Source organism: Longicatena sp. (genome assembly GCF_982403165.1).
Map to the genome: position 1 here is coordinate 1 of NZ_CEVYEL010000020.1, position 25,259 is coordinate 25,259.

A 25,259-nucleotide genomic window follows, 5' to 3' on the forward strand; every position below is an offset into this window, starting at 1 on the left:
CTGTATTCAGTACGTTTTAATTATTTGTACTGTCTACTTTTGAGAATCGTATCACTTTACGATTGCTCTTTATAATAATTGAAAAGCATTGACAGCTTCCATTAAACCATCATGATCTACATCACTGCATACATGCATGACTTCTTCATGGAGATGCTCATTGGCGTTGCCTAACAAAGCACTGTTTTCCACAAAACGAAACATTGCTAAATCATTATTACTATCACCGAACACATAACAGTTTTCAATATCAATATTCAGCTTATCCATAATGAATTGAATCCCGGTTGCCTTAGAATGACCTTTTAAAATCAACTCTGCACAATGCTGCCCACGGTCAATATATTCAAAGTTTTGGATGATAAAATCATGAAATTCCTGTTCCTTATCCAAATCCTGATAACTGACAAACATCTTCACAAAATCATCTTCCAAATCATCTACGGACTTCATCACCATATTGGCATCATGATAACGCTCCAACAAATTTAATAATCTAGGTGATTGAATGCCATGTGTCATATATAAAGCATGCGTTCCCTCAAAGAAGGCATCGACATGACACGCAGCAACCTTTTGGATGATTGCCTCATATAATTGCTTATCAACATCCACATCATACAGCACTTTATCATGGTATTCGATATAACTGCCGCAACCTAAGATTTGTCCGTCAAAATCCAATTCAGATATGATTGGGTCAAGGATTGCTTTTGTTCTTCCCGTGTTCAAAAACAATAAATATCCTTTATCTTTCAATTTATTCAATACTTTGCGTGCACTCTTGGGTATCGTATGTGTTTCATCAGAAATGAGTGTACCATCATAATCAAAAAATAGCGCTTTTTTCTTCATTACATATCTCCTGTTATTTCCTGAGAGCATTTTAACACAGACCTTTCGCTTTCTCAAGTGTTGAGGGAACGCTGTTGAAAACCTTTTGTGAGGCAAAAGGCATAAACACTTGATAACCGTACCATAAATATTAAGAATAAAAAAACAGAAGCAGCACGCCTATCTACTTCTGTATATTTTTATGATTCTAGCTTCTAAACAAGGCTTCCAACGATTTATCTTTAACGATGGATTTGTGTTTCTAATTCATCGAGACGACGATAGGTATCCACAAATTCGTCACAGAGAATCTTAAAGCTCTCAGCACTCATAAGCTGGTCTTGCGCATGGGTCAATAATAAATTTACCTCTACATGGTTGCCCCCTGCTTCCTCTTGGATCATGAGTTGATGAATCCGATGACCTTTCGCATACATTTCATTTCCTTTACGCACAAGCTCATTGCATCCCTCATAATTTTTACTTTTTGCTTCCTGAATAGCCTCAATGTAAAAACTTCGTGCCTGTCCTACAGATGAAATGATTTCCAGGATATCTAATTCAGATGGTTGCATCGCATTCATCTCCATTCATGTTTTCTGTTTATTCATTGTACCATATCCCTTATCTGAATTCACTAGAAAATCGTAAAATTGCTAAATTTGTAACCGTTATCTTGTAAGAGTCACACCTTATTCTGATAATTGCCAGATGGTGGATTCCTTATAATCTTTGTGTGTTTTCGTCTTAATACGAACATCTTCATTGGCTAAATGTTCAATCGGATAATAAATTTTGTGTTCTTCCTTTAAATCAGCTCTTGTTAAAGCTTTGACGATTTCACTTGCTTCACTCAATTCTTTAATACTGCCATCTTCTTGTAATACTAAAATATTATGAGGATTATCCTGAATAGAATAAGGTGAGTAAGGGCGCTGAGATACTGCATCGCGATATACATAATAAGTAGGATCATATCCCATTGCCGCTACTTTATCACAGATTGCTGTATAATCCTTTTCACTTTCAATTGTTTTATAAGCGAATAATTTACGATTCAAGATACGATATGCAATGTCACACAAAATTTCATCACCGCAATACAATAAACGGGAAAAACCATAAAAGGCAGCTGGTTCATCCATCTGGTAGAGATCTTCAATATCAGGTTCTTTTTTAAACAAAAAGGGATGAAACATCGAAACTTCACGCAAAACATCCGGATCTTTTTTAGCAACATCCTTCATCCTTTGAAACATGATTGATAATAATGCCTCATAACTGCGTGCCACCGGATGTAAATATACTTGCCAATACATATGATAACGTGCCATGATATAATCTTCCACACTGTGGATGCCACTTTGTTTTACTACAATACGTTCATCCTTTAAACGAATAGTTCTAAGAATGCGCTCTAAATCAAATTTCCCATAGCTTGTCCCTGTAAAGTAAGCATCTCGTAATAAGTAATCCATACGATCCGCATCCAGTTGTCCACTGACAATTTGATTTAGACATTCTTTGGGGTTCTCATACCGAATGATGCTGGCAACATCATTCGGTAATTCGGGATCACAATTGGCTAAAATGCGATGAATTTCACTGTCTTCTAAAATGATCTTAACCGTATATTCCTCATGCTTAAGGGGAGAAATATCCTCAAAGGCATGAGAAAATGGGCCATGACCGATATCATGCAACAAACCGGCCAGCATAACAACTGCTTTGCCATATTCACTTAAAGATTCTGCAATGCTGTCAATTTCATACACCATTCTTCGAACGATTTCATATACCCCCAAAGAGTGTGAAAAACGGGAATGTTCTGCAGTATGATAAACTTGAAAATCACCGCCAAGTTGATGAATGCGACGTAAGCGCTGCATTTCTCTGGCATTGATACAATCCCATACGACTTGTAGATCCACATGAATATAGCCATGAACCGGATCACGCAAGACCTTTGTTTCAGATGTTTTTTGCATACGGTTCCCTCTTTTCTATGATTATATATATTATACTATATTCTAATGCATATGGAGGAGATGTTTTATTATTTAGATGCTGCATAAACTATTGGCTAGCTTTATCTTTTCTTTTTTTAATGATACACTATAACTATTATATCACGATCTTCTTTATATATAGGAGGCAGAATTATGAAACAAATTTTGAAGAAAGAAAAGAGTGTCTTTATTTTTTGTCTTATGTACATCGGTTGGCTTACCGCTTTCCGTTATCTATTTATCAATACCACATCGCAATCTTTATTCGTGTCATTCGGTATTTCTTTAATTTCTTATCTGCCTATTCTTTTACTGGCTTTTACTTGTTATCGTAAGGAAATGAAACAATGGCTGAATTTACAAATGCTCTGGCCCCCTATTATTGGACTTATCGTGTATATCGCAGTTTCTATATTTATCTATTTTCTGCTAGCAAGCGATCTAACCATAGATTCTGCAAGCTTTATTTATACCGTTGTCGAGTATCTACTTATGACCGGGGTATGGGAAGAAATCATGTATCGCGGTATTGTGTATACAACCTTTAAAACAAAGCGCGGTAAGGGTTTTGCCGGGCTTATGAGTTGTATCTTATTTACTGCTGCACACCTTCCTGTGCTTATGAGCGGCCATACAAATGACATCTTTGGGTTTGTGGTGTTAAGCATTCTAATTTCCGTTATTTTCATATGTTTATTTGAAAGAACACATTCTTTATGGCTCGCTATTTTCTGCCATGCTTTATGGGATCTAAACTATAGGATTGCATTCCCTCTTTTTATTTACATAGCCGCAGTGTTGTTACTAGAACAGTTTCTAAAATACAGAAAACGAAAGAATACAAGCAAAAAGACAACAGTATCTTCATCCTATGAAGAAAGATAAAAGCATTGCTTCTGCTTGTCCAAGATTCCTTGCTAAAGCTAGTCCTTCTCTATATAAAATCCATTAGTTAAATAAAAGAACTGCCACAACAGTTCTTTTATTTTCCTTATAGAACAAGCACCCTCTGCATCACACTAGCTTTCCTCACTTTTCCCTTCATATACTCGCAAAGCTTCTAAGATCGGGGCATCTGCTTTTTCGAATGGATACGCATAAATTTCATCTAACCTTACTTTGCATACCTCATGATGCACGCGCAACTTCATTTCTCCACATATTACCTTACATCTATATGCATGTACATGTAACACGACATCTTCACGCACATCATCGATACTTGTCAAATAACCTTCCACCTGACAGGTTAGATTCAGTTCTTCTTTTAACTCACGTAAAATTGCTTCTTCCTTCGTTTCGCCATTTTCTACCTTGCCACCGGGAAACTCCCAGATATTTTCATGTATCCCTTTTCCTCTGCGTGCAATCAAATAGCCATCTTCATCGTGAAGGATGCCGCATACGATTTCCATTGTTTTCATTTCCTAATTCCTCACTGAAATTCACAAAATCCTGTACATTCATTTCTGCTTTTTGACGTATCTCATCAAGATAAAATTCATCATCCTTGCGAATCAACTTCCAGAATTCCACAAAAGAATGTGCTTGCTTATCACCATCAAGCAAGCTGCCATCATCCTCATGAATCGTATAATCAATCATCTTACCTTCTATATAGAACCAAACCATATCTTTACGATCATCTATGTCATCATAGATACCTACAATGGAACGCGATAACAATTGAATATTTTCTAAGATATTCCGCTCCCTGCGAATATCCATCCAATCGAGTTTTGTTTTCCAATTCTCCATTAAAGCATCACTTAAGTATGGTTGAAGTTCTTCTAGGCTTTTTGTTGTCCAAGCATTTTGAACAGCATAAAATATTTCTTCTACTCTTTCATAAATATGGTCTTCATCCCAAATAGCATCTAAATCATCTATTTCTTTTAACAACTTTTTGCTCTGTCTGCTTTTCTTGAATACTTTACTGCGATAAACAAGATAGCTTCCGCTAGTAAGTAACAGTATGAGGGTGATATGAAGTATACCGCCAAAACTGTTACCATTGTCTTCGCTGTTATATTTACTGCTTGTATGGCTCCCATCATAAGAACCTCCGCCTCCTCCAGAGCCACTGCTTCCACCCCCACCTGCTCGCGCACAGACAGGGATTGTCGTCATCATACAAAGCAACAGACAGGTAAATACCAACCATGCTTTTTTCATATCCTTTTTCTCCTTATCTACATTATACAAAAATCATTAACAATTACAATAACTTCCAACGATGCTCCTTCATTATCTTTTAGGTTTGTGATATATTTATACTATACAAAGAGGAGGATTTCATCATGAAAGTAGCTACCATCGGTACCGGATTCATTGTTGACTGGTTTTTAGATGCTGTTAAGCAAAATGAAGGTGTTACATGTGTTGCCATGTATACCCGGAAGAAAGAGCATGCACAAAACCTTGCAGATAAGTATGACATCAAAGACATCTATGAAGATTTAGAAGCAATGTTAAATCGTGAGGATATTGATTTTGTTTATGTAGCTTCACCAAACAGCTTACATTTTCAATATAGCTTACAGGCGATGCAACATGGTAAACATGTCATTTGTGAAAAACCATTTACTTCTAATTGTCGAGAATTTCGAATCTTAGATACCTATGCAAGAGAACATCACTTATTTTTATTCGAGGCAATCGTAACTTCCCATATGCCAAACTATCTAACGCTGAAAGAGAAATTACCTGAGCTGGGAACCATTCGCATGGTACAGTGTAATTTTTCTCAATATTCCAGTCGTTATGATAAGTTTTTGGCTGGTGAGACTCCAAATGTCTTTAGCCCAGCCTTTTCAGGCGGTGCTTTATCCGATATTAATATTTATAATCTACATTTTACGATTGGTTTATTTGGCAAACCTAACGCCGTACAGTATTTCCCAACTATCCAGCGTGGAATCGACACCAGTGGGGTAGCAATTTTAAAATATGATGGCTTTACATCTGTATGCGTTGGGGCAAAAGATACTAGAAGTCGCTGCATGGCGCAGATTCAAGGAGAAAAGGGCTATGCTGTTGTAGAATCAGAAACAAGTAAATGTGCGGTATTAAAAATTTATAAGGATGGCAAAGAAGAAAATCTGACATTGCCGCAAAACGATATCGCATTGTACTATGAGGTAAAAGAATTCAATCGCCTTTTTACGGAACAGGATTATACTACCTGTTACCAAAAGCTGGAGTATTCCCGAACGGTAATGGAAGTTTATGAAGCAGCACGTAAGGATGGCGGCATCATATTTGATGCGGATCATATCGCATGAGTGTCTTTGAAAACGATTGGATGATGCGGCAAATCTCTTCCATGACAAAAATGCTTCGCATGATGTTTTTCCACAAGGCCTCTGAAGAAATCACGGCCGAAGAAGAATTAAAGGACGAAGAGACAAAAGTTTATTATCATACTATTTACCAGCTCATCCAAGAAGACAATTATGCCCAAGCCATGAACTATTTAGTTGAGCATTTCACAGATAAGAATCTGGAATATTTGAAAACAGCCTTGGCTTTCTTTGATTATGTAAACGCAAAAGAAGACAGTGAACTGCGTGCACATGGCTATTCCAAAGATCAGCTATATAGTGATTTGAACTTTATTACTAAGCAATATGGGATAGAACTGTAACTGCCATGATCTAAGCAAAGTTTATATACCATCTACCTTCCTGTATCATGATATCCATGATTATTACATTTAATTAATTATCAATAGATAATCAAAAGCATGCTGTTTCCCACAACATGCTTTTGTTTGATTATTGAGGATATGTTAACTGCTCGATGTGCCAATCCTTAATGACTTCTAAATACTCCTTTGCAATCGTTTTAGCTTTCGTTAAATCATGATTCAAATAGTTTCCACACTCTTTTGATTCTTGGGCTCCCGGTATAGCACCTTCATAACTACTGATGAATTGCATGGTCTTTTGAACAAGGGCAATCGCTTCTGCCTTCGTCATTTTATCACGTACTAAAAAATAAAATCCGGTACGACACCCCATTGGTCCGGCATAGATAATCTCATCTGCATATGCACTGTTGCGTACATAAGTCGCAAATAAATGCTCAAAGGTATGTAAACCGTCATTCTCCAAATATATTCCACCATTAGGGACAACCATTCGCAAATCATAGGTGATGATATCCCCATCGACACGTGAAATATACATGCCTTTTGGCAATATATCATGATTTACACAGAAACTTGTTATTTTTTCCATATCTATCCTTATCTTGTATTATTTAATTAACCAAGAAACAGGTAATTAAATAATATCTTCCTTTCTTGGGAATTCATTAAGCTATATAATTAGCTTAGGGCTGTGGATTTGTATCTATTTTTTTGTGGCGTAGACCATTTAAAGGAGAATCAGACCACAGTTTTTATTTACAAACTTTGATTAGTTAGATAACACTTGATGTTTTATTTCGTACAAGATTAGGTCCGAATAAACAACTGTGATCACCAACAGCCCTTACTTCAAAAGGAGGTATTTCATCATGTATTACGTAGGCATTGATATTGCCAAGTACAAACACGACTGTTACATCTGCACTTCTGAAGGTGTTACTGTCCTTGAATCTTTTTCATTTGATAATTCAAATACTGGATTCAAAGAACTTCAGTCTGCTTTAGACCATCTTGATCATTCCCAACAAATAAAGATAGGCCTAGAAGCAACTGGTATTTACGGAAAGAATTTAAAACTCTTTCTCTCTTCCATTGGCTATGACTTTCATGAATTCAACCCATTACTAGTGAAAAGATTTCATGATTCACTTTCCAATCGAAAAACCAAAACAGATAAAATTGACGCTCGTATCATCGCTTTATATCTATCCACAGGTGCTTCTAGAACCTATCTGTATTCATCATACCACACTCAGGCTTTAAAGCAACTATCTCGTACAAGAAATAAGCTGATTCGTTCTCGCAGCGACCAATACGTTATTATCACAAATGTTCTTGATGTGGAATTCCCTGAATTTAAAGCTTTCTTTCATAACAAACTTAGTGATACTGCTTTATTTCTTTTAAACAAATATAAAACAGTGGATCGTATGAAACGTTTAACTCATCAAGACTGTGTTTTATTACATAATAAATCTCGTCGCATTCCAACTTCTAGTTTTGAAGAACTTCGTGATTTAGCAAAACATACGATTGGGCATCATTTTAACTACAATGATCTTATTCTTTCCTCTGCACTTCAAATCGTAAATACTCTTGAACGGCAAATAGAAAGCATTGAAAAGGAAATCTTAGCTATCATGGAAGAACTGCGTTCTCCTATTGATACGATTCCGGGAATCAGTACGCTTAGTGCTGCGACTATTCTCGGTGAATTTGGTGACTTCTCAAAATTTAGTAATCCGAAACAGCTTTGCGCTTTTTGTGGAGTAGAGCCTGCCATTTACCAATCTGGAACATCTTCTCATAAAGGCAAAATGGTAAAACACGGTTCTTCTCAATTGCGCTATGTCCTTTTTAATGCAGTCCCTTATCTAGTTATTCATAACATAACTTTCCGTGAATTCTTTTATAAGAAACTTCATGAAGGAAAGAATTACCGTGTAGCACAATCACATGTCGTTAAGAAACTTCTACGTGTGATTTATCATTTAGAACTTACTGGAGAATCATTCGACCCAACCTTTCTTTACTAGTCAATTTTATCTAATTTTCAAAGATCAATTTTTGTGCTTTTACCAGCACTTGTTTTTATCATGCTTTTTCAATCTTTTTCAAAAAGGCTTGACTTCTTAATAGTTAGCTCCTTTAAAAAGAAAGCTGCAGAACAGCTTTCTTTACTCTTAATTTACTTCAGAATACTTACGTCTTTCAGGACTCAGATTATCAACGTAATAGCGAATGGTCAGACTTGCCGCACATTTACTTTTATTTTTTGGCTCTACGATAAAGCCATCACCCTCTAACATGCTTTCCAGCATTGCCTTACAGCAAACATTCTGATTTTTCATGCCCGGTTCACATTCTTCTAGTAAATCTTTTGCGTTAACTTCGATATATAACCACTGCTTGTTATGTGCTTCCCATTTTTTATCTTGAAGTACATCTAAGTATTGTTGTTTTTCCCACTTCTTCGTTTCCATATTTCCACGCTCCTTTGCCTTCATATCTTTGTTTTCATATGGTAATTACAAGGCTATTATAGCACGTTTTCACGCTGTGTCAAAAATTCTTTGAAATTCAAGGATTTGCTTTCTATGCATGTGCATGCACCACTTTGATCAAGAAATCTTTTCTTTTAATTTATCAATACACCAATTCGCCCACTTAATTTCATTCTGATAATACATAAATCCATAGGTCATCGTCATCCCCCAATAAAAAGATTCGTTATCTTTATGAATCTGTGCCTCAAAATCAGGTATCTTATTTAAATCCTCATTCATATGATCAATGACCTCCGAGCATTCACGTATATATTTTTCAAGTAAACGCATGGTCTGGTCAATATCAATCTCACTGGAAAAGAAGATTTTAATCAATAAAGGGTTTTTATATTTCATAATATCAGATAGCTCTGCATCTGCCAGCCAGCGATGCAATTCGAGTTTTCCTTCCTCCGTGATATGAAACACCTTCTTATTCGGTTTATCACTCTGATACACGATATCTGAGTCTACCCAATTCTTATCTGTTAATGTCGTCAGCTCTTTATAAATCTGTGAGGTCTGCGCATGCCAAAAAAAGGCAATGCTGGATTTAAAATAACGATCAATGTCATACCCTGTCATATCCGCATAATTCAACAAACCTAAGATTGCATGTTTTAAAGGCATTGTATTCCTTCTTTCTGTTGTCTATATTCCATAATTAGAATACTATACTTTCAGTCACTTTGCAAGTCTTCCTCTTTCTCGTTTTGTTCTTTTATTTCTTGTGCGGAACGATTGCGGATAGAGCGCATCGCTTGGAGAATACGCTCATTATTTTGTGTCAGCAGATCCTGTAAGTTTTGTGTTGTCTTATTCATCAAAAGCTCATAATTATGAATAAACCCTTGGGTTATCTGAGAAATATCTAGCTCATTTAGCTTATTGATCGCTGATAAATTTCCTACTACATCATAAGCCTTACGCAAAGCATCTTTCGGCTGTAATCCTTTTACTTTTTCTAACAACTGCTTAGTTTTTCTACGCTCGATTAAATCTTGAAAAGTAATCGTCTTTATTTCCTCATAATCGATATCTTCGAATAAAGATGTATATTTACTGATATGATAGATCAATACACGATACAATTCTGACATGGATAAACCACTTTCAAAATAATCATCCATTCTGGCAACTAATTTATGCAAACGCTCTTCTTTCAAATTCACAAAAAAATCATTCACAAAATGATAGACAACTTTAGGAACTGCCGTTTTCTTTTCGGCCAACAGAAATGCATTATGACGAAATTCCTGCATAGCATAAAGATTATGATTATGATATAGTTCTTCCATCGTCCCACAAGGAAATGTAGAACGTATATAATATGGTTCTTTCATATGTTCAAAGAAAGATGATATACAATCATTTTCATTTTCAAATATTAATAATTTTCTTTGAAACTCACTATCTTCAATACGCTCCTGATACAGGTTAAAAATATCTTTCGTGATACCCGGTGCATTAAAGCTGACAACGCCTAATAACAACTCTTGTAAATCTTGACGCATCGTCAATGCACAATATAAGGCAAGATTCCCTCCTTTGGAGTGACCGCACAGATAAAATGGCTTTGTGATTTGTGTCGTATGCAAACAATGAAGTGTAAAGATTTGTTGATACGTTGGTTCCTTTAAAAACATGCGAAAATTGTCCATCCAATCCTGCCAACCGGTTTCATGACGAATATCGTCAAAAGCCTCACTGCCACGAAAAGCAAAGATTAGTTCTTCATCCGTTTCAAAGATATAATAGACAACACCACTGTTCGCATTATCATCAAAATATTCCCGTACCCGCATCGTTTCATAATGTTCTAGGGAAATACTTTTTAATAATGCTAGATTTAAACGAAAATCAGCTAAATGTCCATAATCTTCTACAAGTGATGTATCCGCTAAAATCCTACGTATCATATCCGCAACACGAATACCTGTACCATAGCTATTAAAATAGGATAATAATGATAAATCAAAAAACACTTCTTCCTGCAGCATGAGCAATCACCCCTTTCAGGTTTTCTTTATTATAAAGGTTTTCCTTTTAAATGCAAGTGCGTACCTATCTTGTTTATGATATACTACTGATAATTTTTCTTGACGTTTTGCCAAGGTCAGCTAAAATAAAAGGGAAAGAGAGAGGATAGTACATGATAAAGGGAATATTATTTGATTTTAACGGAACAATGTTTTTTGATGGCCCCATGCATAAAAAGGCATGGAACACCTTTTCCTTAAAGTATCGCAATAAACCGATTACGGACGATGAATTGGATCACATGCACGGACAGACAAATAAACGTATTATTGAAATGTTAATGGGAGATCATTTGAGTGAAGAAGAGAGCAAAAACCTCTCGCTTTCCAAGGAAGCCCTGTATCGTGAGGTATGCCGTAATGATCCAGCTACCTTCCATTTGGTAGACGGTTTAGAGGAAGTACTAGACACCTTAAAACAAAGGCACATACCAATGACGATCTGCAGTGCCTCAATTAAAGATAATATCGATTTCTTTATCTCCAGTTTCCACTTAGATCGCTGGTTTGATGTAGATAAGATTGTGTATGATGATGGTTTACATACAAATAAAATTACAATGTTTCAAGATGGTGCATCCCGCATTGATGTGCCCATTGAAGAATGTCTCGTTTTTGAAGATTCCTTAAGCGGTATTGACTTTGCATATCGTTGTCATGTCGCAAAGATCATCGCAATTACCACTTTAGATAAAGTAGCGGAATACAAACAGTTGCCGGGAGTAAATACGGTCATTCAGGATTTCATGAAATTTGATTATAGCCTGTTAAAATAAGTACATGCCATGAATTTCCAGCTTTATCAAAAGATTCTGTCAGAATTTAAAAATTGTTACAAATTTTATTGATTTCTATAAACAAATACGTTATATTATACATGTTGGTGCTATCGCCTGACTTGCTTTTTCTTCCCCCACCCATATGGCAAGTCAGTGTATCTTCCCCCAGATTGATAGCATCAACACTTTTTTATTATATGCAACAGCCTGTCTTTACTTTCTTAAGACAGGCCTTTTTTTATAGTTAATATACATATAATTGGTAATTTAATTATTTATCACACACTTTTAGTTGTCCTGTATCTACGTTTCCCTTGCTTACAAACGACCATAAGAAAAAAGACATACCCGCATAGATATGTCCTATTTCATGATTAGTAGTTTGTTGCTTCTTCAGCGAAATGTGCTCCAGAGTATCCGCAAACTGGGCAAGCCTTAGGAGCTGCTGTACCTTCATGACGGTATCCACAGATGTCGCAGATCCAAACGGTTGGTTCTTCTTTTTCAAATACTTTACCGTTTTTCACGTTTTCCAACAGTTTTAAGTATCTTTCTTCATGATGTTTTTCAATTTTTGCTACCTGCTCCATCTGGAAAGCAATTTTAGCAAAGCCTTCAGCTTTTGCTGTTTCGGCAAAGTTCTTATACATATCTGTCCACTCATAGTTTTCACCAGCAGCTGCATCTTCCAGATTTACTGCCGTTGTAGGTACTTTATCACCGTGCAGAGCCTTAAACCACAATTTTGCATGTTCCTGTTCATTACGTGCAGTTTCTTCAAAGATATCTGCAATCTGTTCCATACCTTCTTCACGAGCCATCTGCGCATAGTAAGTATACTTGTTACGTGCCTGACTTTCTCCTGCGAATGCTGCCATCAAATTCTGTTCTGTTTTAGATCCTTTTAATTCCATGTTTTTTTCCTCCTATTTAACTTTTATCTTTAAGCGAAAGTATCGCTTAAATACCACTACTGTTTTTCTTTCTTTAAACAGTCTTTACAAATACCTTCTGCCATCATGTTATGCGTGCGTATCAAAAGACCTGTCTGTGCTTCCATTTGATGATTCCATTCATCCATATATGGAATATCTAAATCAAGAATACGATCACATCTTACACAATGCAGATGATAATGGGGATGACTTGTCTTATCATACTGATATCCTTCTACAGGATGGGCAATCTTTTTAATTTCATTCATTTCCACCAGAATATTCAGATTACGATAGACGGTTGCCAGACTTATTTTATTACCATCCTCATTCATGTTCTTGAAAACTTCTTCGGCTGTTACATGTCCATCAATCGTTTTAAGATAATTTAATATCATATCGCGCTGTTTTGATGATTTACGTTTCATTGGAACAGCCTCCTTTCTTAAGAACCGTTCTCATTATAGCTCTTAGGTTTATCATTGTCAACACTTTTTAAGAATAAAATTAAGAAATATTCTTATTTTTAGAAAAGATCAGTTTCCTAAAAATAATATAGCTTTCCCTTACAACCTCAGACGAATTTCTACGTTATTTTCAACTTAAATTAATATGTAAGTCTTTAGATTTATAATTTATTATTAAGTCAATCTATTCATACCGTATCTTCATTGTTTTATTTGTCTAAGCAGATAATGTTTTTCTGTATATTGATGTTCAGCATATCTTTTCACTTTAACAATAACTATACATATCTAAAAAGCAATAAAAAAATACTATAGCAATTGCTATACATATAATTATCTATGCTTTGTCATTTATCATTTCCCAAAAAACATATTTTTAACCATTTTTTTCTCATTCATAAAATAAAATCTTCTTTTACTATCTACTACACAAATTCTATCTAACTTTAACAAGGAAAATCAGCATAATTGATTATTTTAATTATGAAAAATATCCACTTTTCTTCTTTATCTTAGCCATAAGGTAAAGAGAAAGCACTATTAAAAGTTTCATCGTTATGAGTGAATGGACGATGTTTATCAAATTTTTGTTTGCCAGTTTAGCAAAAAAAGATTGTTCATCAACATCACAGACGAATCGTATGAACCTTCATCAGCATAAACTTGTACATACTTCCACAGCCTAAGCTCTTTCCAACTCCTTGATAGTTCGCTAATCAATAAAAAACAATGTCTGAAAAGGCAGTTCCTTTCATCAACATTGATAAATTCTATTTTTTAATTAAAAGTACGATACATTGTGCTAAGACGCCTTCTTCTCTACCAATAAACCCCATTTTTTCACCTCTGGTAGCTTTGATGCTTACTTGATCAATATCACAATGTAAAGCAGCAGCCACATTCTCACGCATTTTCACAATGTGGGGAGCCATCTTTGGTCGCTCAATCATGATAAGAGCATCCAAATTATTGATTTTATAACCCTGCTTATCCATGATCTTGTATACTTCCTGCAACATCCATAAAGAATTCATATCCTTATATTCCTTTGCTGTATCAGGAAAATGCTTCCCTAAATCTCCTAAAGCCAAAGCACCCAAAATGCTTTCGGCAATAGCATGCAAAAGGGCATCTGCATCAGAATGACCTAGCAATCCTCTTTCATGGTCAATTTCCACACCACCCAATATTAACTTTCTACCCTGTATCAGTTGATGAATATCACTGGATTGTCCTATACGAAACATATGCTCACCTATCCTTTACTCATCTTAGCATACCCTAATTCCTTCCGTTTTTCAATTCACGTTGTAAGAAATCACATCTTATGTACGCATATGTAGATACGATAGATCTCAAGTATATAAAATCACTTTTCATTATATTGCATAACACATCTTACTTAATCACAAACTTGTAACAGTAAAGATAAAAAACCATGGATTTTCTTTGGAAAATGAATACACTTTCGCGCCTTCTTATGCTAATATAATATTGTATTAAGAAGAAAGAAACGAGGGAAAAAGTAAATGAAAAAATTAACAGCACTCTTATTAAGTGTTGGCGTTCTGTTCTCTATGAGCGCTTGCAGCGGTTCTAAGGTTGATGATAAAGCTTTAGATGCACTGGAAACTGCTATTCAGAATGTAACGGAAATGAAGTCAGCGGATTATGATATCCAAATGGAAGTCAGCGCCAGTGGTCAAATGGTGAAAGCTGGAATTGATGGCACCTACAATTTTGAATCAAGCAAACCACAGTTTTCTTTAGGTCTTGATTTATCTGCATCCGGACAGAAGATTGATGACTATGTAACGATGTATATGGATTCAAATTATGTCTATACGAATATGATGGGACTTCAGAAAGAAAAAGAAGCCATTAAAGACACTATGAACCAGATACCTAGTATATCCTTAGATAAGGATACGTTAAAAATTCCTAAGGATAAAATGAAAGAATATCTAGAAGAAGCAAGTATCAAAGGTGATACACTGACATTAGTATTCGATAAGGAAAAATTGAATAAAGAATTGAAAGACAATTTAAATTCTTTAGCTTCTGTTAACGCAAATGTAGCCGGCAATAGCGTGGCGAATGTAAAAGATGCTACCATTAAAGAAGTTAAACTAGTCGTTAAATTAGAAAACGGACAGTTCCGTAAAGCTGATATGAACTTTAACATGACTCAGAAAGCCAATGATAAAGAAGAAGAGGCAAATATTAAACTGTCTATGGAATTTAAAAACGTTGGTAAGAACCAACAGGTTAAATTCCCAGCGGATTTAAAGACTTATCCAGAAAAGAAAAAATAACATCTAACAGGGTCATTGCTTAAGTAATGATCCTCTTTTAAAAAGGAGGTTAGTGAAATGAAAAAAGGATGGAAAGTAGTTCTCGTAATACTGATGCTGACATTTGGTTTTAGCATGAGTGGCTGTAGCAGTAAAGTAAGTGATGAAGCATTCCAAGTGTATCAAGATACGGTAAAGAAGATGGAAGAGCTGAAAAGCGCAGATATAAAAATGAAAATGCTATTTGATGCAGATGATATGAATATGCATATGAAAGTGACGGCAGATATGCTGTACAATGCAGAGAAACAATTGCAACTTGCCGCAAATTTCGGAGCGGCTATGAGTGGTGTGAAAATGGATGATTTCTTGCAGCTATATGTAAACAAGAATATGTTTTATATGAATATGATGAATCAGGAAAAAATTGCATATAATCTAAAGCCCGTAATTGCTGCCTTAGAAAAAGAGATGCCTAATAGTTTAAATGTTGGTACAAAGGATCAATTTAAAGAATTATCAATGAAAGAACAAGATGGTAAATATCACTTACATGCCGTATTTAATGATAAAACAATGCAAAATGCTTTAAAAAGTGCAAAAAAGACAAACAAGCAATTACAAAATGGAAATTTTGATGCCAAATTAGATAAGTATGAAGCAGATCTTGTCGTAGCTAAGGATAAGATGTTGGAATCTATTGTTATCCATATGGATATGAATATTATTGCCGATAAACAGTCTATGCCTATGAAAGCTGAAGTAACGATGCATATTGCAAAACCAAATCAAGTGACGGATATCAAAATGCCTTCTTTTAAAGATTATCCCAAAGCTGATTTTAATGCTGAAAATTTCTTAACAGACTTTGGAAATACAACTGGTAATACAATTTAACATTGCATTTCTGTTCAATTTCTGATATGATTTAGCCACCGTTAAGGGAGTAGTTGGCTCATGATGAGTAGTTAAGTCAACATGATGATTCAGGTATTGAATCTGGCTTAAGTATTAAACAACGAGACTTATACGTAAGATTTTCTTGCGCCTAAGTCTTTTTTTCTTTGGAGGTATGAAATATGAGTTTAATTTCTGTATTTTTCATAGGTATCGGTTTGAGTATGGATGCCTTCGCTGTAAGCATCGCCAAAGGTATGACGATGAAAAAGCATGAAGTCCTTCGTTATGCCTTAATCCTCGCTGTATTCTTCGGGATGTTTCAGGCCTTGATGCCCTTGCTTGGATGGCTTGCTGGCAGTTACTTTCAGGAAATCATCGCCTCTTTTGATCATTGGATTGCCTTTGGTTTACTGGCAATCATCGGCATCAATATGATTAGAGAAGCTCTCCATCCTGACCTCGATCAACAAGACGCATCTTTATCTCTACAGACGATTCTGATTCTTGCGATTGCCACCAGCATTGATGCGCTGGCTGTGGGCATTAGCTTTGCCTTGTTGGAAGTAGATATCGTCTTAGCAATCGTCATAATTGGCATCACGACCTTTGTATTAAGTTTTCTAGCGGTGTTTATCGGACATTTTATGGGCGGCCTGCTTGAAAAATATGCCGGTATCTTAGGTGGTATTATCTTACTATTGATCGGTATTAAGATCGTAATTGAACACACCCTATAATTCGTTTCATTAATAGTTGGCATGTCCATCCATATCCATGATAAAATAAGATAGAAAGTGAAGTGATCATAATGCAGGAACCTTTAGCCTTTCGCATGCGACCGCAAAAAATAGAAGAAATCATCGGGCAAAAACATTTAATCGGAGAAGGAAACGTCCTTCGTAAATGCTTAGCTGCGAAACGTATCTTCTCTATGATATTTTATGGTCCTCCGGGAACAGGGAAAACAACTTTGGCCATGGTATTAGCAAATGAACTAGAACTACCTTATCGTTTGTTTAATGCTGTAACCGGCAACAAAAAAGAATTGGAACAAATTTTTGCGGAAGCCCGCTTATATCCGGGGCTTATTTTAATTGTAGACGAAGTACATCGTTTAAATAAAGATAAACAGGACTTATTATTGCCACATGTAGAAAATGGCAATATTACCTTGATTGGCGCAACCACCAGTAATCCATTGCATGCCATCAATCCTGCTATACGTTCTCGTTGTCATTTATTTGAAGTTAAAGCACTGTCGCAGACAGATATTGAAGAAGCATTATGCAAAGCTCTGCAATCACCGAAAGGTTTAAATAATGAAATTACAATTGAAGAGGATGCTTTGCATATCATTTCTCGCCACAGTAACGGAGACATCCGCTATGCTTTAAATATATTGGAAATCTGTGCTATCGCTAGTGACGGTTGTATTAGTAAGGCTTTAGTAGAGCAATTCTCGCAAATACCAAACATGAGCATGGATAGCGATGGAGATGGCTATTATGATATTTTAAGTGGATTTCAAAAATCCATACGTGGCAGCGATGTGGATGCCGCATTATATTACCTTGGTATCATGATTGAGGCAAATGATATGGATAGTATTGAAAGAAGATTACTTGTTACGGCATATGAAGATATCGGTTTAGGCAATCCTGCGGCAGTTGCCCGCTGTGTGCAGGCAATTGATGCGGCTAAGCGTGTTGGCTTTCCTGAAGGAAGGATTCCATTAGCAATGGCCATCATTGATCTTTGTTTATCGCCTAAATCCAAAAGTGCGGAAAGTGCCATTGATGCTGCCATGTCAGTATTGCGCCATACTTCTTATAAAGTACCGGATTATCTTCGCTTTACCCCTGTAAATATGAAGGAAGAGGATCAATATGATTATAATCGCAGTGATATCTGGAATCAGATTCAATATCTTCCGGATGCTTTAAAGGATACCCAATTCTATCATCCACAGATGAATTCTTCTTATGAAAAAGTTCTTGCGCAGAATTTAGAAAAATTACGAAAGGTAAAACGTACAAGTAATTTAGCAGCCTTAAAGAAAAAACGATAAGATGAAAAAGGATTTAAATCTTAAAAAGTACTTTATAAGATGATGGTTAGTCTTAATTAAGTCTAGAGATATCTTGCGTATAACATAAAGGAATGAGGTAATGCCCTTATACATATAAAGACGCCCTATGAAGAAAAAGATAGGATATATCTTTTAATTTTCGGATTCATTCTTATGGCAATGGGGAAATTTTCGTTTTTTAAGCAAATTGCATAAGCATAGGCTTGTGGTTGTTTATATTTTCCCCATATCTTTCTTTATAAAACGTCTTTATTTCTGCCATGTTTTTTACCGGATACCAAAGCAAAAATCTGTTAACTTCTTCATCTTTTAGGATAAGGAAAAGAGCTTCGATATCTGCTTCCGTAAATTTTCGCAAAATCAAACGTTCTGTTTTTAAGATAGGTGTATTCATTTACTTTTAACTCCTCAAATTAAACTTTTCTTTAACTGCATCCCATTTTACATCATAAAATACTATTTGTGTTATGTTAAAATCCTGCTGTGATATTTTCAAACAGTATCTTGGTTGTTAATACTCATAATTTATGTTTGCACATTGTTTCGCTTCTCTTGTTTATCTAATTCAAGCCGTAATTTTTTGGATTAATACCAAAAAAAGATGAACCTTTGGATCCATCCTAGAAATATTTGATGTAGTGTTTCAGATCTCGTTTATTCTCATAACCATTTTCCATCATGATTTCATATAGCACCTTACGATCAATATCAGCTGCCATGCGGATACCATGATAACCATTACGTTTTACAACCTTTTCAAACTCTTTAATAATTTCACTTGTCATTTCCTTATTTTCTCTAGTTTCATTCGTGAATACCATTTGAATGATACTGACAAGATTATCAGAATACAGTGTTCCATAAGGTGTTCCATGAACATAGCCGACTACTTTTCCCTCAAGCTCTGCGACTAGAATCAAGTCAATGCCGGCATCCAATATGTTTTGAATACGTTCTGCCACTTTCTCCTCATCGTATGCATAACCTAGTTTAAGGTTTAATTCATGGATGTCATGGTAATCGTTTGTGGTAATTCTTCGGATTACATAATTTTCCATACAATTCCTTCCTTTCCTTCTTTGTGCAAATCACTTATAGTCTATCATAGAACATAGAACTTTGTAACAAAATCTTTCACTTTTTGTGTATCTTTTAAATGCTACGTTTTATTAAATCGCAAGCTCATTGTATAGTTTCTATAGTATGTCCAGATTTTCAATACGTATACTCTTTTATCGTATGCAGATGGTAGGTAACGGTGAAGTGCTTTCCATGTTCTTATCAAGAAGATGTATACAACTGAAAGTCTTTTATATTTAATTTATCCCGTTTTATTCACTGCATATCTCCATCCGTTTTTAAAACCATTATAGCATGCGTATTTCAGCAATGACATTTTTTTCTGCTATTGAAAACTGCTTACTTCGCGATATTTTATACCTATATAAAAAAGAGGTGTTACGACAATTGTATCACTGAACATTGTCCTACAGCCTCTTTACGATGATTACGCTTGCCAATCGCTATGAAAACTTCCCTGCGCATCTGTTCTTTCATAGGTGTGTGCACCAAAGCAGTCACGCTGTGCCTGGATTAGATTTGTCGGCAAAGCGGCACAGGTAATCCCTTGCATGTATTGTAAGGCACTTGTAAAGATGGGAAGATGCAGGGATTGTAAAACACCCATACTTACCAGATTTTGTAAATCGTGTCGCGTTTCTGCCAGCTTTTTCTGATAAACACTTGATAAGATCAGATTATCATAAGCACATGCTTCTTTAAATGCCTGCATGATATCCTTTAGAAAAGCCGATTTGATGATACAGCCATTTTGCCAAATATTTGCTAAGGCAATGCAATCAATATGATATTCTTTCTGTCTTGATACACTCGTGATTAAGGAAAAGCCTTGGGCATAGATGCTCATTTTCGCTGCTAACATGGCTTTTTCTAACATCTGTAAGAAAGCTTCTTCTGTTATTTCCATCTTACAGGATGCATGCGGATATAAGGCAGATGCCTGGGTACGTTCCACATGGTTCATAGATAGAAAACGTGTCTGAACTGCTTCGGTAAGACTTGGTATTGCCACACTATAATCAAAGGAAATCTGACTTGTCCATTTCCCCGTCCCTTTCTGTCTGGCAACATCACTGACATAATTTACTAACCAGCCTTCCTTTTTATCGTCCTTACGACGTAAAATATCACAAGTGATATCCATCAGATAAGAATTTAATGGGCCTTGTGCGAGACGATGAAATGCCATTTGGATCTTTTTCATATCCTGCTGATAATAGTTCTTTAACAATGCATAACTTTCCGCAATTAATTGCATATCCGCATATTCAATACCATTATGAACCATCTTAACAAAATGCCCGGCACCTTTTTCCCCGATATAAGTACAGCAAGCAGATCCATCATCATTTTGTGCAGCCATTGCGGTTACGATGCTAGCCACTTCTGCATATGCCTTACGATCTCCACCGGGCATAATGCTTGGCCCCTCTAATGCCCCTTTTTCGCCACCGGATACACCACAGCCAATATAACGGATACCGACTTCTTTTAATTCCTGCTGCCGACGTTCTGTATCAAGGAAGAAAGAATTCCCACAATCCATAAGAATATCGCCTTGACTCAAAAGCGGAACTAAGGAAGAAATTACGCTATCCACAACTTTTCCCGCTGTCACCATCAATAAGATCTTACGTGGTTTTTCTAAACTATCCACAAAATCTGCGATATTTTCATAGCCATGTAACAATGGATATTTTTGACAACAAGCTTTTGTCACATCTGTTTCAATATTAAAGACACTGATGGAAAACCCTTTATTGGCAATATTACGAGCCAACGATTGTCCCATCACACCTAATCCATACAATCCAATCTGTTTATGCATAAGCCACCTCATCAGCGATACGCTGTTGTAATTCGGCTTTGGCTTTTGCGGCGATCGTAGGTTCTAACAAGATTTCTACAATTGCCCTTGCCATCGCGATTGCACTGATTTTTAAACAACGTCTTCCTGCTTCTCCATTTGCTAATTCGCGAAATTCTTCGGTATGTCCACTGATCTTACGTTCAGGCAATAACGTCATAAACAAATTGCAGGCAGGAATCACGCGCGATACATTACCTAAATCTTCTCCACCTTTATCAGCTGGCATTCCTTCCATCAATGGCTCTTTTAAATAGGTAAGTTCCGCTTTTAAAAGATCTCCTAAAATGGCATTGGGGGTTCTGCCTAAATAGCCGGGAATTTCTTTATAGTGAACCTTACATCCTGTAGCCATGGCCATTCCTTCTGCCATTTGATAAATCTTTTCTCTGGTTTTTGCGATATCTGCCACATGCATGGTGGAGATTTCTACTTCTACCTTAGTATAATCGCTGATTCGGCCGATATCCTGATTGGTTTTTGGTAAGATACAACAGATATGAATATCATCCTTTAATTGCTGACGCAACAGACCTATTCCTTGATAGAATAAGACAGCTGCATCCAAAGCATTGATTCCATTTTCGGGATGGCTTTCCGCATGAGCGCTTTTTCCATGATACTCAATTATAAAATCTGTAAAACTTGCACATTCACCGCCGATTCTAGTAATAGCACTTGTCGGATGCATGAAATATAACACATCTACACCATCAAATACATGATTATCCAGCATGATGATCTTGCCACCGCCTTCTTCTTCTGCCGGTGTACCAAAGACTTCAATGCTGCCACATAGATTACTTTCATCCAACACCTTTTTGACTGCCAGCGCAGCTCCCATTGCACTTGTCGCAATCAACTGGTGACCACAAGCATGTCCGATATCGGCTAATGCATCATATTCGGCGATTACTCCAATACGCAAGCCTTCTCCTTTTTTATATACGGCATGGAAGGCGGTATCTAAACCGCCTGCTTTTTCCTGTACCGTAAAGCCTTGTTCTCTTAATTCACGACATAATACCTTGCACGCCTTATGTTCCTGAAAAGCAATTTCCGGATTCATGTAAAGATAACTAGCGATATTAGAAAGATGTTCTAAGTTCTCCTCTACACTTTCATCACAGAGCTGCTTTATGTCTTTACGTTCCATGAATGTCCCCCCTACACGATATCAAAGAAGGCTAATACAATAGATGCAATGATGATACCAAGCAAGATTCCACCATATTTCGTACCTTTTTTCTTCATGTAGAAATAAATTCCGGCAATTAACGCAAATGGCAATAATCCTGGCATGATTCCATCTAAAATATTTTGTAACAGAATCGGATCACTGTTTTCCAATTTGAAACCAGCTGTTGTAGTTAAGGATACATAACTTGCTGATAATGCTCCCATCATCATTAACCCTAAGATACTGCAAGCATCAATAATACGATTCATCAAACCGCTTTGAATCAGTTTACCGATAGCGTTACGTCCTAAAGAATACCCTAATTTACACATATACAAGCCAATAAAATAACCGGCTAATGGGAATAACAATACGAAGAATGCTCCGATGAGATTGTTACTTAAAGCCATCGTCGTAGCCAAAGCCAGACAAATTGGTTTTAATGTTCCCCATATCAGCGTATCACCGATACCGGCAATTGGTCCCATCAGACCCGTTTTTAAGGCGATGATCATCTCTCCGGAAATATCATCCGGATTCATACTTTTTTCTTCTTCTAAAGATAAGGTAATACCATGAATAACAGAGCCAATCGTACCTTCGGTATTAAAGAACTGTAAATGACGTTGCAGTGCTTCCTGATAATCATCATCATTTGGATATAGCTTTCGCAATGCATTCTGCTGAGATGCGCAGAAGCTTAACGACTGCAAACGATCGTAACAGTGTGAAACTTCACACAGCCAATACCATTTATTATATGCCTGAAAAATATCCTTATTGGTAATCTTTCTTTCATTTGTGTTCTCTGCCATAACTATACCTCACTTTCCTTATTCTTTAAGAATAGATATAACAGTGCAATACATGTACCGAAGATGGCAACTCCCATCGTTGCTACTTCAAAATAAATGACAATGAAATAACCGATAACGAAGAAAGGAAGGAATTCTTTCTTTCCGATAGTATAAACAGCTAAGGCAAAACCGATTGCAGGTAATACCCCGCCGGCAACTTCAATTCCATGCATTGCCCATGCAGGTATCGCATTGATCATACTTTCTACCAATGTCGGTGCTAAGATGTTTGCTAAGAAGATTGGTACAGCTGTTAATACAAAGGTTAAAATCATCGGATAAACAGATGCATTTCTTGTAACCGCGTTAAAATCTTTCTTCTCCACGCTTTTTTCAGCACGAATGGTGAATGTAGAGTTAATGGAATATTTAATATTCCATAACACGGAACCAAGAATACCGAAAGGTACCGCTAAGACAGTTGCCGCATGAGCGTCTAATCCTGTACGAAGAGCAATGGGAATTGCTACTAATGCCGCACTAGATGCGCAAGCCGGAACCGTTCCGCCTGGATAAATAATACCAAGGTACATCAGTTCCAGAGAACCACCGATTAATAATCCCTGTTCGATCTGTCCGGTAATGATACCCAATAAAGCGCCTACCAATACCGGCTGTCCTAAGGTATCACTCAATGTATAACCAAAATCAGTTGTTGAAACAAATTGCCAAATACCGCAAAATGCCGCGACTAATAATAAACCTGTGTCCATAAATTTTTTCCTCCTCTACTCATGAAAATCAAGTTTGTCTATGACTTTATCTACTTCATACTTCTGTTGTGTAGGTACGACTTGAATATACATTTCACATCCTTTCTCCATCATTTCTCTTAACAATTTGACATCCTTTGCATCAAAGGTAATGCCACTTGGTGTACTGACTCTTCCAGAGCCGCCACCTAAGCCCCCTATTTGAATAATTGGCATTGGGAATTCTTTCATCAATAATGCATGACAATCTTCAACGTTCTTAAACAGCAGCAATACCTTGCCATCTCCAAACGCATTTTCCTTCCAACGTTGACTGCTTTCCTCTATGGTAAAGATATCCACCTTCACATTTGAAGGTGCTGCCATTTTATATACACTTGCCAAAAATTCATCCTTTGCCAACATATCATTTACAATGATGATACGATTTGCATTGGCCTGTTTTACCCATTTTGTAACGACCTGTCCATGAATCAAACGAAAATCAATTCGTATTAAGCTAATTTCTGCCATTATGTTTTCCTCCTCTATGACAAGTTTTTCAACAGCTTGATAACATCTTTCCCGCTGCTTTGTAAAATTGACAGACCTACATCAATCAATTCCTCCCGGCTGTGATGATCTTTTTGTGATGTGATTTCAATATACATGGCCAGATTCAATCCTGATATGACTTGCATATCATAGCGTTGAGATAAGATAGCACATGTTGTACAAGGGGTTCCTCCGAATAAATCTACCAAACACAAAACTTTCTTCCCGGCTTCTTTCTGTAAGGCTGCTTCCATCATTTCCTTATATTCTTCTGGAGGCATGCCAGGCAGTAATGAAAATGAATATACATTTTCGCTTTTGCCTGCAATCATTTCTGCGGATTTAATAAGTTCTTCACCAAATCTTCCATGTGTACAGACAAAGATGCACAAATCCTTTTCCATACGATCCTCCTTCCTGCTTTTACTCTTTCACCTTCCTTTTAGCAAGTTGTGTGCCAATAGAAAAAAGTGCCGTGAACATC

General features: G+C 36.4%; 29 protein-coding genes. 9 read left to right on the forward strand and 20 right to left on the reverse strand.

Annotated elements, in window-relative coordinates:
• Positions 1 to 69: 69 nt before the first annotated feature.
• From AC1VS3_RS06010 to AC1VS3_RS06020, 3 genes are all read right to left on the reverse strand, one after another.
• On the reverse strand, positions 70 to 855 hold the full coding sequence (locus tag AC1VS3_RS06010) for a Cof-type HAD-IIB family hydrolase (RefSeq protein WP_008691150.1): 786 nt from the start codon (positions 853 to 855) through the stop codon (positions 70 to 72).
• A 221-nt stretch (positions 856 to 1,076) separates the two neighbouring features.
• A complete protein-coding gene (locus AC1VS3_RS06015) occupies positions 1,077 to 1,409 on the reverse strand; it encodes a PTS sugar transporter subunit IIA (RefSeq protein WP_008691149.1) in 333 nt (110 codons plus the stop codon).
• A gap of 117 nt (positions 1,410 to 1,526) precedes the next feature.
• Positions 1,527 to 2,822, reverse strand: a complete 1,296-nt coding sequence (locus tag AC1VS3_RS06020; RefSeq protein ID WP_008691148.1) for an HD domain-containing protein — start codon at positions 2,820 to 2,822, stop codon at positions 1,527 to 1,529.
• Between the two features lie 174 nt (positions 2,823 to 2,996).
• On the opposite strand from AC1VS3_RS06020, the gene AC1VS3_RS06025 reads away from it, so the two are divergent.
• Complete coding sequence (locus AC1VS3_RS06025; RefSeq protein WP_008691147.1) at positions 2,997 to 3,728, forward strand: CPBP family intramembrane glutamic endopeptidase; 732 nt, start codon at positions 2,997 to 2,999, stop codon at positions 3,726 to 3,728.
• Between the two features lie 134 nt (positions 3,729 to 3,862).
• Here AC1VS3_RS06025 and AC1VS3_RS06030 read toward each other — a convergent pair whose 3' ends face one another.
• Both AC1VS3_RS06030 and AC1VS3_RS06035 read right to left on the reverse strand, forming a co-directional pair.
• On the reverse strand, positions 3,863 to 4,267 hold the full coding sequence (locus tag AC1VS3_RS06030) for a (deoxy)nucleoside triphosphate pyrophosphohydrolase (protein ID WP_008691146.1): 405 nt from the start codon (positions 4,265 to 4,267) through the stop codon (positions 3,863 to 3,865).
• Positions 4,227 to 5,018, reverse strand: coding sequence for a Tim44 domain-containing protein (locus AC1VS3_RS06035; protein WP_008691145.1), 792 nt, complete (start codon positions 5,016 to 5,018; stop codon positions 4,227 to 4,229). The genes AC1VS3_RS06030 and AC1VS3_RS06035 overlap by 41 nt, the downstream gene beginning before the upstream one ends.
• Before the next feature lie 125 nt (positions 5,019 to 5,143).
• Between AC1VS3_RS06035 and AC1VS3_RS06040 the strand changes: the two genes are divergently transcribed.
• Together AC1VS3_RS06040 and AC1VS3_RS06045 are read left to right on the forward strand one after the other, a co-directional pair.
• Positions 5,144 to 6,127: a Gfo/Idh/MocA family protein gene (locus tag AC1VS3_RS06040; protein ID WP_008691144.1), complete on the forward strand. Its 984-nt coding sequence runs from the start codon at positions 5,144 to 5,146 to the stop codon at positions 6,125 to 6,127.
• Positions 6,124 to 6,489, forward strand: coding sequence for a DUF6483 family protein (locus tag AC1VS3_RS06045; RefSeq protein ID WP_008691143.1), 366 nt, complete (start codon positions 6,124 to 6,126; stop codon positions 6,487 to 6,489). The genes AC1VS3_RS06040 and AC1VS3_RS06045 overlap by 4 nt, the downstream gene beginning before the upstream one ends.
• Positions 6,490 to 6,619: 130 nt before the next feature.
• Here AC1VS3_RS06045 and AC1VS3_RS06050 read toward each other — a convergent pair whose 3' ends face one another.
• Complete coding sequence (locus tag AC1VS3_RS06050; protein ID WP_008691137.1) at positions 6,620 to 7,084, reverse strand: S-ribosylhomocysteine lyase; 465 nt, start codon at positions 7,082 to 7,084, stop codon at positions 6,620 to 6,622.
• Between the two features lie 280 nt (positions 7,085 to 7,364).
• Between AC1VS3_RS06050 and AC1VS3_RS06055 the strand changes: the two genes are divergently transcribed.
• Entirely contained in the window at positions 7,365 to 8,531 is a 1,167-nt protein-coding gene (locus AC1VS3_RS06055; protein ID WP_008691136.1) for an IS110 family RNA-guided transposase, read from the forward strand.
• Positions 8,532 to 8,678: 147 nt separating this feature from the next.
• On the opposite strand, the gene AC1VS3_RS06060 is transcribed toward AC1VS3_RS06055, so the two are convergent.
• From AC1VS3_RS06060 to AC1VS3_RS06070, 3 genes are all read right to left on the reverse strand, one after another.
• On the reverse strand, positions 8,679 to 8,978 hold the full coding sequence (locus AC1VS3_RS06060) for a hypothetical protein (RefSeq protein WP_008691135.1): 300 nt from the start codon (positions 8,976 to 8,978) through the stop codon (positions 8,679 to 8,681).
• Positions 8,979 to 9,116: 138 nt separating this feature from the next.
• Positions 9,117 to 9,671 carry a PadR family transcriptional regulator gene (locus AC1VS3_RS06065; protein ID WP_008691134.1) on the reverse strand — a complete coding sequence of 185 codons (555 nt, stop codon included), beginning with the start codon at positions 9,669 to 9,671 and terminating at the stop codon, positions 9,117 to 9,119.
• A 50-nt stretch (positions 9,672 to 9,721) separates the two neighbouring features.
• Positions 9,722 to 11,041, reverse strand: a complete 1,320-nt coding sequence (locus AC1VS3_RS06070; protein ID WP_008691130.1) for an Mbeg1-like protein — start codon at positions 11,039 to 11,041, stop codon at positions 9,722 to 9,724.
• Positions 11,042 to 11,193: 152 nt separating this feature from the next.
• Between AC1VS3_RS06070 and AC1VS3_RS06075 the strand changes: the two genes are divergently transcribed.
• Entirely contained in the window at positions 11,194 to 11,856 is a 663-nt protein-coding gene (locus AC1VS3_RS06075) for an HAD family hydrolase (RefSeq protein WP_008691129.1), read from the forward strand.
• A gap of 377 nt (positions 11,857 to 12,233) precedes the next feature.
• Here AC1VS3_RS06075 and rbr read toward each other — a convergent pair whose 3' ends face one another.
• From rbr to ispF, 3 genes are all read right to left on the reverse strand, one after another.
• The gene (gene rbr, locus AC1VS3_RS06080; protein ID WP_008691128.1) at positions 12,234 to 12,773 is read right to left on the reverse strand and encodes a rubrerythrin; all 540 of its coding nucleotides are present in this window, start codon (positions 12,771 to 12,773) and stop codon (positions 12,234 to 12,236) included.
• Positions 12,774 to 12,829: 56 nt separating this feature from the next.
• A complete protein-coding gene (locus AC1VS3_RS06085; protein ID WP_008691127.1) occupies positions 12,830 to 13,222 on the reverse strand; it encodes a Fur family transcriptional regulator in 393 nt (130 codons plus the stop codon).
• An 809-nt stretch (positions 13,223 to 14,031) separates the two neighbouring features.
• On the reverse strand, positions 14,032 to 14,508 hold the full coding sequence (ispF, locus tag AC1VS3_RS06090) for a 2-C-methyl-D-erythritol 2,4-cyclodiphosphate synthase (protein WP_008691126.1): 477 nt from the start codon (positions 14,506 to 14,508) through the stop codon (positions 14,032 to 14,034).
• A gap of 282 nt (positions 14,509 to 14,790) precedes the next feature.
• Between ispF and AC1VS3_RS06095 the strand changes: the two genes are divergently transcribed.
• From AC1VS3_RS06095 to AC1VS3_RS06110, 4 genes are all read left to right on the forward strand, one after another.
• Positions 14,791 to 15,576 (forward strand): hypothetical protein, encoded by a 786-nt coding sequence (locus AC1VS3_RS06095; protein ID WP_008691125.1) that lies wholly within the window; start codon positions 14,791 to 14,793, stop codon positions 15,574 to 15,576.
• 57 nt (positions 15,577 to 15,633) lie between these two features.
• Positions 15,634 to 16,452, forward strand: coding sequence for a DUF6612 family protein (locus AC1VS3_RS06100; RefSeq protein ID WP_008691124.1), 819 nt, complete (start codon positions 15,634 to 15,636; stop codon positions 16,450 to 16,452).
• Positions 16,453 to 16,634: 182 nt separating this feature from the next.
• The gene (locus AC1VS3_RS06105; protein ID WP_008691123.1) at positions 16,635 to 17,192 is read left to right on the forward strand and encodes a manganese efflux pump MntP; all 558 of its coding nucleotides are present in this window, start codon (positions 16,635 to 16,637) and stop codon (positions 17,190 to 17,192) included.
• Between the two features lie 71 nt (positions 17,193 to 17,263).
• Complete coding sequence (locus AC1VS3_RS06110; RefSeq protein ID WP_008691122.1) at positions 17,264 to 18,523, forward strand: replication-associated recombination protein A; 1,260 nt, start codon at positions 17,264 to 17,266, stop codon at positions 18,521 to 18,523.
• A 199-nt stretch (positions 18,524 to 18,722) separates the two neighbouring features.
• Here AC1VS3_RS06110 and AC1VS3_RS06115 read toward each other — a convergent pair whose 3' ends face one another.
• The 8 genes from AC1VS3_RS06115 to AC1VS3_RS06150 all read right to left on the reverse strand — a co-directional run bounded on the left by AC1VS3_RS06115 (position 18,723) and on the right by AC1VS3_RS06150 (position 25,179).
• Positions 18,723 to 18,938 (reverse strand): GNAT family N-acetyltransferase, encoded by a 216-nt coding sequence (locus AC1VS3_RS06115; protein WP_008691121.1) that lies wholly within the window; start codon positions 18,936 to 18,938, stop codon positions 18,723 to 18,725.
• 226 nt (positions 18,939 to 19,164) lie between these two features.
• Positions 19,165 to 19,602 carry a GNAT family N-acetyltransferase gene (locus AC1VS3_RS06120; protein ID WP_008691119.1) on the reverse strand — a complete coding sequence of 146 codons (438 nt, stop codon included), beginning with the start codon at positions 19,600 to 19,602 and terminating at the stop codon, positions 19,165 to 19,167.
• A gap of 449 nt (positions 19,603 to 20,051) precedes the next feature.
• Positions 20,052 to 21,452, reverse strand: coding sequence for an NADP-dependent phosphogluconate dehydrogenase (gndA, locus tag AC1VS3_RS06125; RefSeq protein ID WP_008691117.1), 1,401 nt, complete (start codon positions 21,450 to 21,452; stop codon positions 20,052 to 20,054).
• Positions 21,445 to 22,647 carry an amidohydrolase gene (locus AC1VS3_RS06130; RefSeq protein ID WP_008691114.1) on the reverse strand — a complete coding sequence of 401 codons (1,203 nt, stop codon included), beginning with the start codon at positions 22,645 to 22,647 and terminating at the stop codon, positions 21,445 to 21,447. The genes gndA and AC1VS3_RS06130 overlap by 8 nt, the downstream gene beginning before the upstream one ends.
• Positions 22,648 to 22,658: 11 nt before the next feature.
• Positions 22,659 to 23,486: a PTS system mannose/fructose/sorbose family transporter subunit IID gene (locus tag AC1VS3_RS06135; protein WP_008691112.1), complete on the reverse strand. Its 828-nt coding sequence runs from the start codon at positions 23,484 to 23,486 to the stop codon at positions 22,659 to 22,661.
• A 2-nt stretch (positions 23,487 to 23,488) separates the two neighbouring features.
• On the reverse strand, positions 23,489 to 24,241 hold the full coding sequence (locus tag AC1VS3_RS06140) for a PTS mannose/fructose/sorbose/N-acetylgalactosamine transporter subunit IIC (protein WP_008691105.1): 753 nt from the start codon (positions 24,239 to 24,241) through the stop codon (positions 23,489 to 23,491).
• A gap of 15 nt (positions 24,242 to 24,256) precedes the next feature.
• A complete protein-coding gene (locus AC1VS3_RS06145; RefSeq protein ID WP_008691104.1) occupies positions 24,257 to 24,754 on the reverse strand; it encodes a PTS sugar transporter subunit IIB in 498 nt (165 codons plus the stop codon).
• A 14-nt stretch (positions 24,755 to 24,768) separates the two neighbouring features.
• Complete coding sequence (locus tag AC1VS3_RS06150; protein ID WP_008691098.1) at positions 24,769 to 25,179, reverse strand: PTS sugar transporter subunit IIA; 411 nt, start codon at positions 25,177 to 25,179, stop codon at positions 24,769 to 24,771.
• Between the last annotated feature and the right edge of the window lie 80 nt (positions 25,180 to 25,259).

What these genes read in the sequence shown, in the direction of transcription:
- AC1VS3_RS06120 (WP_008691119.1), bottom strand. Translation starts at nt 19,602, where the DNA reads ATGGAAAATTATGTAATCCGAAGAATTACCACAAACGATTACCATGAC.
- AC1VS3_RS06070 (WP_008691130.1), bottom strand. Translation starts at nt 11,041, where the DNA reads ATGCTGCAGGAAGAAGTGTTTTTTGATTTATCATTATTATCCTATTTT.
- AC1VS3_RS06135 (WP_008691112.1), bottom strand. Translation starts at nt 23,486, where the DNA reads ATGGCAGAGAACACAAATGAAAGAAAGATTACCAATAAGGATATTTTT.
- ispF (WP_008691126.1), bottom strand. Translation starts at nt 14,508, where the DNA reads ATGTTTCGTATAGGACAATCCAGTGATATTCATCAACTGATACAGGGT.
- rbr (WP_008691128.1), bottom strand. Translation starts at nt 12,773, where the DNA reads ATGGAATTAAAAGGATCTAAAACAGAACAGAATTTGATGGCAGCATTC.
- AC1VS3_RS06010 (WP_008691150.1), bottom strand. Translation starts at nt 855, where the DNA reads ATGAAGAAAAAAGCGCTATTTTTTGATTATGATGGTACACTCATTTCT.
- gndA (WP_008691117.1), bottom strand. Translation starts at nt 21,452, where the DNA reads ATGCATAAACAGATTGGATTGTATGGATTAGGTGTGATGGGACAATCG.
- AC1VS3_RS06140 (WP_008691105.1), bottom strand. Translation starts at nt 24,241, where the DNA reads ATGGACACAGGTTTATTATTAGTCGCGGCATTTTGCGGTATTTGGCAA.
- AC1VS3_RS06045 (WP_008691143.1), top strand. Translation starts at nt 6,124, where the DNA reads ATGAGTGTCTTTGAAAACGATTGGATGATGCGGCAAATCTCTTCCATG.
- AC1VS3_RS06050 (WP_008691137.1), bottom strand. Translation starts at nt 7,084, where the DNA reads ATGGAAAAAATAACAAGTTTCTGTGTAAATCATGATATATTGCCAAAA.
- AC1VS3_RS06035 (WP_008691145.1), bottom strand. Translation starts at nt 5,018, where the DNA reads ATGAAAAAAGCATGGTTGGTATTTACCTGTCTGTTGCTTTGTATGATG.
- AC1VS3_RS06105 (WP_008691123.1), top strand. Translation starts at nt 16,635, where the DNA reads ATGAGTTTAATTTCTGTATTTTTCATAGGTATCGGTTTGAGTATGGAT.
- AC1VS3_RS06065 (WP_008691134.1), bottom strand. Translation starts at nt 9,671, where the DNA reads ATGCCTTTAAAACATGCAATCTTAGGTTTGTTGAATTATGCGGATATG.
- AC1VS3_RS06145 (WP_008691104.1), bottom strand. Translation starts at nt 24,754, where the DNA reads ATGGCAGAAATTAGCTTAATACGAATTGATTTTCGTTTGATTCATGGA.
- AC1VS3_RS06075 (WP_008691129.1), top strand. Translation starts at nt 11,194, where the DNA reads ATGATAAAGGGAATATTATTTGATTTTAACGGAACAATGTTTTTTGAT.
- AC1VS3_RS06115 (WP_008691121.1), bottom strand. Translation starts at nt 18,938, where the DNA reads ATGAATACACCTATCTTAAAAACAGAACGTTTGATTTTGCGAAAATTT.
- AC1VS3_RS06040 (WP_008691144.1), top strand. Translation starts at nt 5,144, where the DNA reads ATGAAAGTAGCTACCATCGGTACCGGATTCATTGTTGACTGGTTTTTA.
- AC1VS3_RS06085 (WP_008691127.1), bottom strand. Translation starts at nt 13,222, where the DNA reads ATGAAACGTAAATCATCAAAACAGCGCGATATGATATTAAATTATCTT.
- AC1VS3_RS06095 (WP_008691125.1), top strand. Translation starts at nt 14,791, where the DNA reads ATGAAAAAATTAACAGCACTCTTATTAAGTGTTGGCGTTCTGTTCTCT.
- AC1VS3_RS06025 (WP_008691147.1), top strand. Translation starts at nt 2,997, where the DNA reads ATGAAACAAATTTTGAAGAAAGAAAAGAGTGTCTTTATTTTTTGTCTT.
- AC1VS3_RS06030 (WP_008691146.1), bottom strand. Translation starts at nt 4,267, where the DNA reads ATGAAAACAATGGAAATCGTATGCGGCATCCTTCACGATGAAGATGGC.
- AC1VS3_RS06130 (WP_008691114.1), bottom strand. Translation starts at nt 22,647, where the DNA reads ATGGAACGTAAAGACATAAAGCAGCTCTGTGATGAAAGTGTAGAGGAG.
- AC1VS3_RS06020 (WP_008691148.1), bottom strand. Translation starts at nt 2,822, where the DNA reads ATGCAAAAAACATCTGAAACAAAGGTCTTGCGTGATCCGGTTCATGGC.
- AC1VS3_RS06055 (WP_008691136.1), top strand. Translation starts at nt 7,365, where the DNA reads ATGTATTACGTAGGCATTGATATTGCCAAGTACAAACACGACTGTTAC.
- AC1VS3_RS06015 (WP_008691149.1), bottom strand. Translation starts at nt 1,409, where the DNA reads ATGCAACCATCTGAATTAGATATCCTGGAAATCATTTCATCTGTAGGA.
- AC1VS3_RS06150 (WP_008691098.1), bottom strand. Translation starts at nt 25,179, where the DNA reads ATGGAAAAGGATTTGTGCATCTTTGTCTGTACACATGGAAGATTTGGT.
- AC1VS3_RS06100 (WP_008691124.1), top strand. Translation starts at nt 15,634, where the DNA reads ATGAAAAAAGGATGGAAAGTAGTTCTCGTAATACTGATGCTGACATTT.
- AC1VS3_RS06060 (WP_008691135.1), bottom strand. Translation starts at nt 8,978, where the DNA reads ATGGAAACGAAGAAGTGGGAAAAACAACAATACTTAGATGTACTTCAA.
- AC1VS3_RS06110 (WP_008691122.1), top strand. Translation starts at nt 17,264, where the DNA reads ATGCAGGAACCTTTAGCCTTTCGCATGCGACCGCAAAAAATAGAAGAA.